Annotated in this window: 11 protein-coding genes; 8 read left to right on the forward strand and 3 right to left on the reverse strand. The window is 41.5% G+C overall.

Features of this window, described 5'->3' with window-relative positions; all coding sequences use genetic code 11:
- Positions 1-1,156 precede the first annotated feature (1,156 nt).
- The 6 genes from ACK8NJ_RS14665 to ACK8NJ_RS14690 all read left to right on the forward strand — a co-directional run bounded on the left by ACK8NJ_RS14665 (position 1,157) and on the right by ACK8NJ_RS14690 (position 7,781).
- A complete protein-coding gene (locus tag ACK8NJ_RS14665; protein ID WP_077782660.1) occupies positions 1,157-1,780 on the forward strand; it encodes a hypothetical protein in 624 nt (207 codons plus the stop codon).
- Between the two features lie 42 nt (positions 1,781-1,822).
- Positions 1,823-2,383: a fimbrial protein gene (locus ACK8NJ_RS14670; RefSeq protein WP_000493082.1), complete on the forward strand. Its 561-nt coding sequence runs from the start codon at positions 1,823-1,825 to the stop codon at positions 2,381-2,383.
- 85 nt (positions 2,384-2,468) lie between these two features.
- Positions 2,469-3,170: a fimbrial biogenesis chaperone gene (locus ACK8NJ_RS14675; protein ID WP_001602202.1), complete on the forward strand. Its 702-nt coding sequence runs from the start codon at positions 2,469-2,471 to the stop codon at positions 3,168-3,170.
- Positions 3,171-3,222: 52 nt separating this feature from the next.
- A complete protein-coding gene (locus ACK8NJ_RS14680) occupies positions 3,223-5,745 on the forward strand; it encodes a fimbria/pilus outer membrane usher protein (protein WP_024229592.1) in 2,523 nt (840 codons plus the stop codon).
- Between the two features lie 15 nt (positions 5,746-5,760).
- Positions 5,761-7,095: a fimbrial protein gene (locus ACK8NJ_RS14685; protein WP_411961742.1), complete on the forward strand. Its 1,335-nt coding sequence runs from the start codon at positions 5,761-5,763 to the stop codon at positions 7,093-7,095.
- The gene (locus ACK8NJ_RS14690; protein ID WP_064226651.1) at positions 7,092-7,781 is read left to right on the forward strand and encodes a fimbrial biogenesis chaperone; all 690 of its coding nucleotides are present in this window, start codon (positions 7,092-7,094) and stop codon (positions 7,779-7,781) included. The genes ACK8NJ_RS14685 and ACK8NJ_RS14690 overlap by 4 nt, the downstream gene beginning before the upstream one ends.
- Positions 7,782-7,926: 145 nt before the next feature.
- Here the strand turns inward: ACK8NJ_RS14690 and ACK8NJ_RS14695 are convergent, their stop codons facing one another.
- Positions 7,927-8,709, reverse strand: a complete 783-nt coding sequence (locus ACK8NJ_RS14695; RefSeq protein ID WP_024229589.1) for an SDR family oxidoreductase — start codon at positions 8,707-8,709, stop codon at positions 7,927-7,929.
- A 686-nt stretch (positions 8,710-9,395) separates the two neighbouring features.
- Between ACK8NJ_RS14695 and ACK8NJ_RS14700 the strand changes: the two genes are divergently transcribed.
- Positions 9,396-10,217 carry a winged helix-turn-helix domain-containing protein gene (locus tag ACK8NJ_RS14700; RefSeq protein ID WP_411961743.1) on the forward strand — a complete coding sequence of 274 codons (822 nt, stop codon included), beginning with the start codon at positions 9,396-9,398 and terminating at the stop codon, positions 10,215-10,217.
- A 4-nt stretch (positions 10,218-10,221) separates the two neighbouring features.
- Positions 10,222-10,713 (forward strand): hypothetical protein, encoded by a 492-nt coding sequence (locus ACK8NJ_RS14705; protein WP_000194262.1) that lies wholly within the window; start codon positions 10,222-10,224, stop codon positions 10,711-10,713.
- A 101-nt stretch (positions 10,714-10,814) separates the two neighbouring features.
- Here the strand turns inward: ACK8NJ_RS14705 and ACK8NJ_RS14710 are convergent, their stop codons facing one another.
- Together ACK8NJ_RS14710 and ACK8NJ_RS14715 are read right to left on the reverse strand one after the other, a co-directional pair.
- Entirely contained in the window at positions 10,815-12,425 is a 1,611-nt protein-coding gene (locus tag ACK8NJ_RS14710) for an EAL domain-containing protein (protein ID WP_122999254.1), read from the reverse strand.
- Between the two features lie 97 nt (positions 12,426-12,522).
- Complete coding sequence (locus tag ACK8NJ_RS14715; protein WP_024230451.1) at positions 12,523-13,881, reverse strand: GGDEF domain-containing protein; 1,359 nt, start codon at positions 13,879-13,881, stop codon at positions 12,523-12,525.
- Positions 13,882-14,110 lie beyond the last annotated feature (229 nt).

The raw sequence follows: 14,110 nt of genomic DNA on the forward strand, positions 1-14,110 counted from the left end.
TCCGTGGGTGAAAAAAATCCAATTTAGAGGATGTCTGAAATGATATGTAGTTTTCTGTACGACATCATTTCAGACATCCGAATAAAAAAACAAAGTTGATGAGTTACAATTAATTTAAATCTTGTTATTTGATTAACAAAGCATCATCATTACTGCATCTTATTCTCTATATCTTTTACGTCGGGGTAGATTCTTTATGGTCATTACGGGCAGGCGACATTTCATTATATTACCACTTGCATTCACGCTTGTAACCCTTAAGAGTTATATAAAAAGGAAATAGTTCTTGCTCATGGTATTACTGAGATCGGATTAACCATGAGGTTAGCTATATAGAGAGCTTTGGCTTTGCGACAATTGGCTTAAGCAGCCACATTATGCCTGGCTTATCGTTGAAAGGGAGAAAGAAGAGCAAAACGGTTTGGCAAGCTTTCATTCCCATCTAATAGCAATCACCGCTATACATCATCCCTTAACGTACTCTGGCCTTCATAAAAATGTTATTCTAAATTAAAGATTGTAATGATTTTAATAATATTGTTATTATTTTGCAACAAATCAATCTAAAACAATGATTATTAGCGATTTTTTATTAGTTAAGAGAAATTGTTTTTACAGATTGCGCTACAATTCCGCTCATTTTTCACCACAGGAAAAGCTGAAGTAATCTTAAATGACTGTATTAGCCCTTTTCTCCGCTGCCAGCACTCTTAAATATCGTTGTTTTATTCTTATAAAAACGGCTTTTTTGACATAAAAAGTAATAGGTTCAGCCATTATGCAGAATTTACAACCTAAGAAAATCGCAAAAAACACTCTTATTCAGAATAAAACTCTGTTCATCATCTTTCGGTAAGAATTAAATTACTATATTACCGTTCAACATCAGTATGAATGAAAATTCAATTGTTATACATGTGATGAATGTCATATATTGTGCTCATCGATTGCAGGACATTGCTATTCTTTTAGAGATACAGATATCACGCTGTTACTCTCTGTATAAAGCACACGCAAAGATTAGTTGTGTTACTGCAGTTGTTATGTCGCATATGGAAAGCCCATTGTTACATCTTTAGTAATAAGTTTTATTCACTTTCAAAATTTTTACTCCATGAAGATGGGCTGTTTTGCTGCAAGCAATTGAGTTAGTGCTATGAACAAGAACTTACTAACAAGGGTAATTATCATTTCGGATGATCTATATTACCTTCAGGGATTAAGTGCAAAACTAGGTAACCATTATCGTTTTTTTATTGAGTGTTTTTTTTGTTCTCAAAATGCATGTAATAATGACCTAAGTACACTTAGATTTGATAACCGCTTTACCAAAAACGTACTTCTTGTCGCAGTGGATGACGTAAGTATACTTGCAAAACTGCCAGATTTGGCCAGGTTTTTAATGATTGTTTCACTCAGAAAGATGAAAAACAGAAATATCTTCTTTTCACTTTCAGAGCAAACATTCATTAGCCGATATATAAAATTGAATAAACTCATTACTTTGATTAAAAGTACTGATAAAGACCAGCAAGTCAGACAGGTGACTCTGACAAGGTATGAGTGGGATATCTATTACTTATATTTTAAGATAGATAATAAAAGAATATTGCACACCCTGCTAAAAAAGGATGTCAAGTACATTAGTCACTATAAAATATCGGTTTTCAACAAGTTTGAAATTGCTTGTGATAGTGATGGCTTTTACATTTTCAAGGCACTTATACAGTTAAGGAGATTTACCGGTTTTAAAAACGTCAGATTGTATCAATTGCATTAATTATCTCGTTCTATATTAACTCTAAATTTCAAGGATATTAATATGTTTTCTACTTTCAAAAAAGCAGCTCTGCTGGCAGCTATCGCATTACCTTTTTCTACCATGGCTGCACCGACAGTCACTTTTCAGGGTGAAGTAACCGATCAGACCTGTTCCGTAAATATCAACGGTCAAACCAATTCAGTAGTATTGCTGCCGACCGTAGCCATGGCTGACTTCGGTGCAACTTTAGCTGATGGCCAGAGCGCAGGCCAGACGCCGTTTACGGTTTCTGTGTCTAACTGCCAGGCTCCGACTGGTGCAGATCAGGCAATCAACACCACTTTCCTGGGCTACGACGTGGACGCTAGCACGGGTGTTATGGGAAACCGTGATACCAGCAGCGACGCGGCGAAAGGCTTTGGCATTCAGTTAATGGATTCCAGCACTTCTGGTAACCCAGTAACTCTGGCTGGCGCGACTAACGTACCGGGTTTGACCCTGAAAGTTGGCGATACTGAAGCCAGCTACGACTTCGGTGCGCGTTACTTCGTTATCGATAGCGCAGCTGCCACTGCCGGTAAAATTACCGCTGTCGCAGAATACACCCTGAGCTACCTCTAATTAATCTACTGGCTGGCAGTAAATGTCAGCCAGTATTTCTTCGCACAATTAATAGTGATTTTTCATGGACATGGAAAAGATAAGAATGAACATTTTTGCATATTTACTGGTACTTGTATTTTCCATGAGCATGAGCAGCAGCGCGTTTGCCAGCGTGGTAATGACCGGAACCCGTATTATTTTCCCTGGTGACGCAAAGGAAAAAACCATCCAGTTGCGAAATACCAGCGATCAGCCCTATATCATTAATATCCATGTTGAGGATGAACGTGGTTCTGACAAGAATGTACCGTTTATGCCAACCCCGCAGACATTTCGCATGGAAGCTGCCGCAGGTCAGGCGTTACGCCTGCTCTACACTGGTGATAATTTACCGCAGGATCGCGAGTCTGTTTTCTGGTTTAGTTTCAGTCAACTACCTTATCTGAATAAGAACGATAAAAGTCAGAACCAGCTCATCCTGGCCCTGACTAATCGAGTCAAAATTTTCTATCGTCCCAGCTCGATTGTCGGTAAATCCAGTGACGCGCCAAAAAACCTGACTTACCAGGTAAAACAGAACCGCATTGAAGTGACGAATCCCACGGGCTATTACGTCGTGATTCGCGCCGCTGAACTGCTTAATAACGGTAAAAAAGTCCCCCTCGCGAATTCCGTCATGATTGCACCTCAAAGCACAACTGAATGGACACTACGCTCTGGCATCAGCGTCGCTCCCGGTGCGCAGATTCATTTAGTGACCGTCAATGACTATGGCGTAAATGTCACGTCTGAGCATGCCTTATAAGCTCTTTCCCCTTTTTTGAGCGGTATCCTTTTTCACGCACGAGTATGTCGAGATGAATAAATCCGTTGTGTCAATTTCTGCGGCAATATTGGTTTTACTCTGCCAGCCGGTTATGGGGAAAGAAATCTCACCCGCTACACCGTCAGATGAAGACAACTACACCTTTGACCCGCAACTCTTTCGCGGCAGCAGATTTAGTCAGTCGTCATTGGCAAAACTGACAACTCGTGAGTCTGTTGCACCGGGCAATTATAAAATGGATATCTACACCAACAATAAGTTGTCAGGTAGTTGGAATGTCACGTTTAAAGAAGCCGCTGATGGTCGCGTTCTGCCCTGCCTGACGCCTGAAGTCGCGGACGCGATAGGCCTCAAAACAGGGGAAGATAAGGGGGAAAAAGATCCGGTCTGTACCTTTGCTCAGGAACTCGCTCCCGGCATCACCAGCCAGACACAGTTGTCACAACTGCGCCTTGACTTGTCGGTGCCTCAGAGTCAATTGATTAGTCGCCCTCGCGGCTATGTCCCTCCCAGCGAGCTGGATACCGGAGCATCGCTGGCGTTCATGAATTATATTGCCAACTATTACAACGTTGCCTATTCAGGGCAGAATGCTCATAGCCAGCGTTCGCTATGGGCATCATTTAATGGTGGCATCAACCTTGGTGCCTGGCAATATCGTCAGTTATCCAACATGACCTGGGATAATGACAAAGGGAATCAGTGGAACAATATTCGTAGCTATTTGCAACGCCCGCTGCCCGCCATAAATAGCCAGTTAATGATGGGGCAGCTTATCACCAGCGGAAGATTTTTCTCTGGACTCAGTTATCACGGCGTTAGTCTCGCGACCGATGAACGTATGCTGCCGGACTCCATGCGCGGCTATGCGCCGACTATTCGCGGGGTGGCAGCAACAAACGCCAGAGTCTCGGTAATGCAAAACGGTCATGAAATTTATCAGACTACCGTGGCTCCTGGGCCTTTCGAAATAAACGACCTATACCCCACCAGCTACAGCGGCGATCTGGATGTCACCGTTACGGAAGCTAACGGCGCTGTCAGTCGATTCAGTGTCCCCTTTTCAGCCGTACCAGAATCGATGCGTCCCGGAACCTCCCGTTATAACGTAGAAGTAGGGAAAACGCAGGATAGCGGTGATGACTCGATGTTTGGTGACCTCACCTGGCAGCACGGGCTGACTAATACGCTAACATTTAACAGTGGCTCGCGTATTGCTGATGGCTACCAGGCGCTGATGCTTGGCGGAGTCTATGGCAGTTCGCTGGGGGCATTTGGGGCAAACCTCACTTGGTCCCATGCGCGTGTTCCTGAAAGCGAAGCGCAGAGTGGTTGGATGTCGCAATTAACCTGGAGTAAAACTTTCCAGCCCACGTCAACCACCGTCTCCCTGGCAGGTTATCGATACTCTACCAGCGGCTATCGTGATCTGGCTGATGTGCTGGGAGAACGCCATGCTGCCAGCAATAAACAGTCATGGGACTCCAGCCAGTGGCGTCAACAGTCGCGCTTTGATCTTACGTTAAGTCAGAGCCTTGCGAATTACGGCAACCTGTTTGTGTCAGGTTCAACACAGAATTACCGTGGCGGCAAGAGCCGTGATACACAGCTTCAGTTAGGTTACAGCAATAGCTTTAGCCATGGCATCAGTATGAACCTTTCCGTCGGACGCCAAAGAATGGGCGGCTATAAAGACAATTCTGATGATATGCAGACGGTAACGTCCCTTTCATTCTCATTCCCACTTGGCGGCAATGGACCTCGTGTACCAAGTCTTAGCAACAGCTGGACCCATTCAACTGACGGTAGCTCGCAATTACAAAGCTCGCTAACCGGAATGCTTGATGAAGCACAGACCACCAACTACAGCCTGAACGTCATGCGCGATCAACAATATAAGCAGACGACGCTTAGCGGAAACATGCAAAAACGTTTTTCACAAACTACCGTCGGATTGAACGCATCGAAGGGCCAGGATTACTGGCAGGCTTCCGGAAACGTACAAGGCGCGATGGCCGTACATGGCGGTGGCGTCACTTTTGGACCTTATCTGGGTGAAACGTTCGCCCTGGTCGAAGCAAAAGGCGCAGAAGGTGCAAAAGTCTATAACTCCAGTCAGCTGGAAATTAATGACAGTGGTTATGCGCTTGTTCCGGCAGTAACGCCCTATCGCTACAACCGTATATCTCTCGATCCACAAGGAATGGATGGCGATGCCGAGCTGGTCGACAGTGAAAAACAGGTAGCACCGGTTGCAGGTGCGGCGGTGAAAGTAGTCTTCCGTACCCGTCCCGGTAAAGCGCTGCTGATTAAATCCCGCATGGCAGATGGTTCGGAACTGCCAATGGGAGCCGATGTGCTGGATGAGAATAATACGGTCGTCGGTATAGCCGGTCAGGGGGGACAAATTTACCTCCGCACAGAACAGACAAAAGGCCATTTGTCAGTTCGCTGGGGTGAAGGCGCTAACGATAGCTGCCAGTTGCCCTTCGATATCAGCGGGAAAGACAGCAATAGCCCTATCATCCGCCTGAATGAAACCTGTCAGTCTTGATACAGAGAAAACCCGATGTCTAAATCGACTTTTTTACACATTCTGATTAGCTCCATCATATTGGTGGCACTAATACAATCATCCGCCTGGGCCACTTGTTCTAATACACGTGTCGGACAAACGGAGGACGGAAGATCGGCACTCATTGAGTTCGGAAAAATTAATATGACCGACACCTATTTTGCGCCAGTAGGCTCGCTACTCGCGACAACGGTCGTCCCTTCCACTAACTACACATCAGGTGGCGCGTCAGGAAGCTCCGTACTGTGGGAATGTGACGCAACAGATTTGCCAAACATCTATTTTCTGGTCGCTACCAATGGCGATGACCGCGTGGGTGGCTTTCACAATGCAGGCGGGCCTGATGGTCTGAGTGATGTCTATGCCACCTGGTTTGCTTTTGTCGGTCTCAAGCAGACCATGGCGGGTGTGACGCTTGGTCGTTACTGGAAGAAAGTGCCCATCACCAGTTATGCCACTCAGGGAACTAAAATCCAGATCCGTTTACAGGATATCCCTCCTCTTCATGCTGAACTTTATCGTATTAGTACTCTGCCTGATACCGCAGGCGCAACCAGTTACTGCGGTAATAACAATACTGATGGCGACGGTGTGGGGTATGCTAAACCCTCCGGCACACCTTATAACTGCACTCAGCCTAATGCCTATATTCAGCTTTCCGGTACCAGTGGTATTCCATTTGCTCATGATGAAGTGGGAGAGGACAGTGCGGATCACTATGATTTTTGGGGTGTTGATAATGGTTTTGGTTACGGAATGCGATCGGCAAATCGACTCTACAACAATGCAACCTGCGTTGCCCGCAGCGCCACGCCGCTAGTATTGCTGCCGACAATTGCAGAAGCACAACTGAATGCGGGCATGGAAAGTACCGCTAATTTTAATGTCCGCGTCGAATGCAGTAACTCAGTTCAATCAGGGATTAGCGATACTCAGACAGCATTAGGAATCCAGGTGTCTGAAGGTGCATATACAGCAGCGCAAAAACTGGGGATTATCAATAGCAACGGCGGCGTCAGCGCCCTGGTCTCTGATAATTATGACGCAGCAGAGATGGCAAAAGGCGTTGGGATCTATATTTCTAACAGTGCTCACCCCGATACGGCGATGACGCTGGTTGGTCAACCAGGCATCGCGAAGTTAACCCCCGGAGGAAATTCAGCGGGGTGGTATCCTGTATTTGAAGGGGCAACATTAGAAGGGGCGACTCACCCCGGATACTCCAGCTATAGTTACTCTTTTATCGCCCGGTTGAAGAAACTGCCAAATCAGACAGTCAGTGCGGGAAAAGTGCGGGCAACGGCGTATATATTGGTGAAAATGCAATGAAATCCGTTTTGCTGCTCTTAACCGTCTTGTTCGTACAGTCAGTGGAAGCCGGCATCATGCCGGCTTCTTCACGGATTATTTATCGCGATGGCGATCGGGAAAAGACACTGATGCTGGTCAATACCAATGACTACCCGGTACTGGTGCAAAGTTGGGTAGATAATGGTGAAGGCTCCCCAGAAGCTGCTTCTCCCCCCTTTGTGGTGCTGCCACCTGTTTTCCGCCTGGCAGCGAAACGAACCCAAGGGTTGCGGATTATCTATAATCATGACCCACTTCCCCAGGATCGCGAATCTGCATTCTGGTTAAATCTTTATGAAATGCCGCCAGAAACTCCCCATCAAGATCCCACACATTTAACGCTGGCAATGAATACGCAACTTAAAATCTTTTACAGGCCTAAATCTGTAACTATGACACCTGAAGAAGCTATGCGTAAAATAAGTTGGCATCTGGGTAACGACGGCAGCAGCAGCTATATTGAGCTTAATAACCCAACACCACTGAATATCTCTTTCACCTCCATTAGCATTGGGGCTACGAAGGTACAGCAAGAAAGCGATATGATGATAAAACCCTTCAGTCAACGACGGTACTGGTTAGCAAGTAATAACGTTAGTGGTGTGGTTGCCGCGACATATCTCGATGATAATGGTTCACAGATAAAGCAACAATTAGCGCAATAATGCTCTGAGTGGTATGTAAACTCATCGCGATGGTTCAACGCTAACGAATAACCACTATACCTACCTGAAGTACCGGAAGTGGAGAAATGACAAAATCTCTCCACTCCATTTTCCAGTCAAAACACCTCAACGCAGCCAAAAATCGTTAACGAATTGAATATCCACCATCAATAACTAATAGTTGTCCATTGACATAATCTGAAGCGGCACTGGCGAGGAACACCATTGCACCCATAAGATCCTGTGCCCTTCCCCAGCGTTGAGCTGGTATACGCCCTTTTATTAACTCTTTTATTTTAGGGTTATTATAAATAATCGCTGTCATTTCACTCACATAATATCCTGGGGCGATACCATTGATCTGAATATTATATTCCGCAAAATCATCGGCATACGCTTTGGTCAGCCCCGCTAAAGCATGTTTAGTCGCAGCATACCCTGGCGACCAACGTCCCCCATGAAATGACAATACTGAACACATATTAATAATTTTTCCTTTTTTTTGCGGGACAAATATATTCAATGCGGCCTGGCTCATATCGAATGCAGCATTCAGGTTGAGATTAATCATCGGATCCCAGTCGTTTCGATTGAAATCGATAGGACGATTAATGTTACACACGCCCGCGTTATTGACCAGAATATCTAACTGACCGAAACGCTCCAGACACCTATTAATAATGGTACATGCTGCATCAGGTTTTGTTATGTCTATTGTCATAAACTCAACTTCAACGCCTTCATGAGTTAAATGCTTTAAATATCTATTATCAGGCTCTTTGATGTCTACCAACAACAGATTAGCCCCTGCTTTGGCCAGAGCCGAGCATAAGCCTCTCCCCAGTTCACCCGCGGCCCCAGTTACGATGGCCACCTTGTTATGTAATGAAAAAAAATCCAATGAAAAATCTTCAATAGAAAAGCTCATATCACACATTGCTCCTTATGAGTAAGTAATATTTAAGGTATAATTTAAGTAATTTTTAGATTTCAATAAAAAAATATAAACGTTAAAACTCAGCATGAATAATAAACATCAAATCTTATATACATTTAAGTAGTGATGCATCACTTAAAAATATAGCCATCATAGATGTTATGCAGTACGCACAAAAATACAGACTGGATTTGCTTGCTGACCTATAATCTTTATCTAAATTACTATTGGCGCTTTGGATAATAACATAAGCATATATTACCTCCTAGCAATAATAGACATCACCTCATATCAAGGTGTCACTGGTAAATAATCGGATAAAAGACAGTATCGGTCGGCGCATAGAGCTTCTTCTATTTCACCAGAAGTGCACAGCAGGGAACTACCAATCACACGGTTAGTGTCATGGGTGGAGGATGCGACCCGTTCTTTCCCTATAACGGGGATACGCAGTTTCTATCAGTACATGCAGAAAACCCCTAATTCACATCACTGCAGAAAGCATTTAATAGAAATATACATCGTTTAAGAATTTCAATTAAATCAAGATTATTCTTAAAAATCAGATAATTCACATTTGCATTTCTAGGAAATTATACTATAGTGCACTTAATGTTCTTGCCTTTATTTTCTGAGTAATACTGGATTTGTAATACACAACTAAGGTATAAAATGTAATGATCTACATTATAAATGATGAAGTAAGATTCAACTCATCATCTAATAAGTTAACATCACTCCTTACATCAGAGGAAGTGATACTCACTTATCCTGCGGAAAAATGCTTAAAGTTACTTTTAGATAACGCTTATAGTGTCGTGTCACACAATCAATTCTTTGAAAAAGTCTGGAGCGATAGCAGTGCCGAAGTCGCAACCAACACTTTATATCAAAATATATCGATGATAAGGCGTTCCTTTCGTGAAATCAGCTCAGCGACGATATTTAATGATGTTATCAGAACGGTGCCACGTAAAGGCTTCAAAATCAATGAAGAAATCAACATAACTGTTCTCGACAATAATCACAATGAGAATGAAAGTGTTGAGAGCGAAGAGAGTGAAGAGAATGGCACCCACACTGAAAATATAAATAAAAATCACGTTGCAAAAGGTATATTTACCACAAAGAATACATTACTTATAGTTTGTTTTTTTGCTGCATGGGGGATAGTGTATATATCTTCTTATTTTTTCGATATGGCTTTTCAAAGCAAATCCCACACTATAAAAAAAATAGATGCTTTCTCAAATTATGCTCAATACCCTACTCAGGAAGGATGCAGTTATTTCTATGATAATAAATACTTTAATTCCGTAGACATGCTATCACCGATTATTGAAAAATTGCAGAAAATGGAAGTCAACTGCAAAATACATCCTTACATTTACATTGCAACAAATGATAGCATGAGCGGGTTTTATGCTTTCACCTGTAGTCAAATGTTAAACTCTGAATCACCAAATAATTGCAACTCTCTCTATTATAAAGCGGAGTAATCATATGACTCAAAGATATTTTCTGTTTGCGGGAATAATTTTATGTGCTTTTATTGCAGCAATTCTGAGCCATATTGCGTTTCATCATGCTAATGAACCAGCAGAGCAAAACATATCATGTAATGCCCATGTTATTAATTTCACCGATCATACAAAAATGGATCAATATTTTTCGTTAAATATGATTTCTGAAAATAACACAGGAAACATGTATCTCACGGGTGCATACACGGTAGATGGAAAAAAGATGGGCTTCATCCGCCGATATGTGAGTTTTACATACAAGAAATTCCGTGATACCGTTTATCTCACCACAGTTAAAATCCAAAAAATACAAAAAGATGATAACATTAGCGATGAAGTCCTTGAAAATATCACTTCTGATTTCTTCATAAAAGCAGACACTTCAATTAATTATTATGTTACGCGTCAAAATGATTATAACTACGTATTCTCTACAGGCAGGACACCACGCTTCATATGTATTACTCACTAACAGCATTGTTGCTCCTGGCGTTTGTCACCAGTTAATAGCATTCTGATTGCTTTGTTTATACTTTAAGACAATAAAATACCATTCTAATATAAGGTGATTCTTTATCTGTTTATATACCACTGATAAAACTCTGTCGCTTTCATTGGTTTTGCATATAAGTATCCCTGAACTAATGTCACGTTATTATGAATAAGATATTCTGCCTGGTGAGGAGTACTGACACCTTCTGCAATCGTTATCAAATTTAGTCGATTACTCAGCTTAATAATAATATCTAAAACTGGCGTTTCGTCTTCCGCTGTAGTGAGTGTGTCTATAAAGCTTTTATCTATTTTAAGATAATCAACAGACAACTTTTGTAGAAGGCCAAGTGAACAATATCCCGTGCCAAAATCATCAACTGCAAATTCACAGCCATGGATCCTTAATTCATTTATTTTCTGTAATGCAAGATCAGTATCTTCAACCAGATTGCGTTCGGTAATCTCAAGGACAATGTTAAATTTATCAGATATTGCATTTTTAATATGTAAAACATCAGCAACAAAATCAGGATGTGCAAGATGTTCCGCGGCAATATTTATCCCAAGGTGAAACGGTTTTTTCACTTTCCAGCTTTGTACATCCTGAATAATCAGTTCAAAGAGATGTTTAGTTAACGGTATTATTAAATTTTCCTCTTCTGCAGCGCGGATAAAAACTACCGGAGATATATTTTTACCATCTTCGCGTTGCCAGCGCATTAACGCTTCAACCCCCAGACACGCTTTGGTTGTCGTGTCGCACACTGGTTGATAATGCACTGAAAATTCTCCGGATGACATTCCTTTTTTAATTTCTTCTGCCAGCGACATTTTCCGTGACATCCAGTGCTGCCATAAGAAATAGAGAATAAAAGAAAGAATAATAGATAACGGCAAAATATAAAGCACATTGCTAATGATATAGGGATATAACGAAATCATCGGCGTAGTAACTGTAAGACGAGCCTGACTGATCGCAGAATTAAAATCTCTTTTTAACATATATAACCTGTCATTATTATTTACACCACTAATAATTGCAGGCCCTTCAGTAAAACGAAGAGAAAATGAATCATCATTCTCATCATCAAGAACATCCATTAGATCATAGATATATCGTGACTCTACAATACTAAAAGCTGTCATATCATTCCCTATTGGCATAAGGAACACTATTGCTGTTTTACCTGGCACAAAACTTGTACCGCTAATTGATACTATACGTGATTCTTTATTTTTATTGTGAAAGCTCGTACCGTAAACATCGTTAACATTCATTTTTTTGAAACCGCTAACTGAAGAACATATTTGGAAATTATTTTCTATAAGACCCGTTGTTCGAACATAGGGAGTCAATGCTCCGTTAACAATCAATTGTTCCAGGATATCTTTGCAGGGTTTCATCACCAGAATAGAAGTAAGCTTTGTCGTATGTTTGACAATTTGCGTAACATTATCAAGCTGTTTTAACAGAATACCGGCGGTAATTGTCGTATCTCGATTCATTTGAAATATTGACATAGCAAACGATAGTAACACCCCCAGAATGCCTGGTATTATAATGAGTACAAACATTTTTTTGTTGAATACCATACATGTTTCCCCACGCATCAGGGTGATGCAACCTAAGAAATTATAGTACAATTGCCAGTAAAAGCGGGTGATAGCAGACTGATCAATGATAAGCATTTAAGATCATATAGTACTATGATATTTCTGAAAATTGTTACGCATGTCTGCGAATAGCTATTTAGCGCTTACCAAAATCACCCGCTAAAATGCCGCTTTATGGTGACTCACAAAAATTCACCACATCCCTCACAACCACCTTATTACGCCCGGTCTCTTTCGCCTCGTATAGTGCGTTATCAGCCAGTCGATAGATCTCATTCGGGTTTAACGCATTTTCCTGAGTCACAACAGCGCCAATACTAATCGTCACTTTTTGTGGTATGGCGTATTCAGGATTATCACCAGTTAAACGCTCAACATTTTCCCGAATCCTTTCCGCTAAAGCTTTCGCACGTTCAGTATCGATGTCCGTCAGCAAGACGCCAAACTCTTCGCCGCCGACGCGCGCAAAAAGGTCATCTGGCCGTATGCTTTTCCCAATGATACTCACCACTGTTTTTATCACCTGATCGCCAACCGGATGCCCCCAGGTGTCGTTGACTTTTTTGAAGTGGTCGATATCCATAATCATGACGCAATAAGGCGTTTTTTTGGCCGATGCTGATTGAACTGTCAGTTCATTAAAAAAATAATTTCTGTTAAATATATTGGTTAAGGAATCGCGATGTGCAATGTCCTTTGTTACTCGTAGCGCACTGAATATATGGCACATAAATATTACCATAACGGTTAACTTACTGACTACTTCAATAGTGCGACTAATATACCAAATGGACACGCTATACCTGCTCATAAATAAAAGAGAGACATTGTACAGTACGGCACAAAAAGCAATCACCGTCACTCCATTCCAGATATCACAGCGTAAACCATTAAAGTATAGATTAACTGAAAGCAAGGTTAACCACATGAAAATCATTATGGTAACATATGATGTTTTCCAAACCACCTGATCATTTTCATTGGTCAACTCGGCAATGTGTAAATTGTAGCTCTCATAATGACTAGAAAGTATGTGAGCAACTATCGGCCCCCCAACAACAAAAAACAAACTTATGCACAAAGTCATTTTTTTGGAAAATAAATTACGCTGTTTTGTGTTTTCACTAACTTTATTCACCAATGCCAGAAATATTAATATACACAAACTCATCTGACGAAACAAATAATAGATTGCAATGTCATTTTGAACAACACTGCTTGTCAAACGCCCCTCAATAATTTGCTGAATGATAATGACGGTTTTAACAAAGTAAATCAAACAACTCAGAAAAGCCAAACTAAGTATACAGTTTGAAAATTGCCTACGGTCATAAATGAAATACAACTGCATAAAAATAAATGCAACAGTATCGATAAAAAATAAAGCAATCATTACCATCAGATAGGTTGATCGTGGAACAACTTCCTCAACGCCTGGCTGATTAAACCAACTATTCACCAAAACCAAAGCAAGCCCAAACAATAAGCTCACTAATACAGTACTACTAATTCTCAAATAGTCTTTTTCCATAAAGCTACACCAATCTGTAGGTTGTAGATCCCTTTCTATTATTAATAGATATAAGAACTGTACTGTTGTCAATATGAAATTCCGCCCACAAACAATACCGATGATGATAGTTGCAGACCGCAATTATTATTACCTTAGTGCTTTATACATTCTTCGCGACAAGACAGGCTTGCAAATACATATAAATGGTTATAAGGAAATCCTTATAAAACATTAATTCATAGATATA

Source organism: Escherichia sp. F1 (assembly GCF_046764225.1).
GTDB classification, from domain to species: domain Bacteria; phylum Pseudomonadota; class Gammaproteobacteria; order Enterobacterales; family Enterobacteriaceae; genus Escherichia; species Escherichia coli.